Consider the following 270-nt stretch of genomic DNA (forward strand, 5'->3'; position numbering starts at 1 on the left):
GCCGCGCTGAAGGCGGTCGAGAAGTCCTGCGTGTCCGAGTCGGTGGCCGCGCCGATGGTGTCGGCGTCCTGCGTGTTGAGCAGCACCGTGTCGGTGGGTGCTGTCAGCGAGACGGACGGACCGTCGTCGTCGAACTTGATGTTGGCACCGATGTTGAGCACCTCGGAATCGGTCGCCGTGTCGCCATCCCCGTCGGTGACCGTCACGGTCTGGGTCAGGGTGACCAGCGTGTCGGCCAGCGAGGCCTCCTGGKCCGCGTAGTTGGACGAG

General features: G+C 67.3%; 1 protein-coding gene. It reads right to left on the reverse strand.

The window, feature by feature from the left end; translation table 11 throughout:
• On the reverse strand, positions 1 to 270 hold a 270-nt coding region (locus ASC78_RS27615; protein WP_200934251.1), incomplete at both ends, for a hypothetical protein.

Origin of the sequence: Variovorax sp. Root318D1, from assembly GCF_001424835.1 — a bacterium.
Taxonomy (GTDB): Bacteria; Pseudomonadota; Gammaproteobacteria; order Burkholderiales; family Burkholderiaceae_C; genus Variovorax.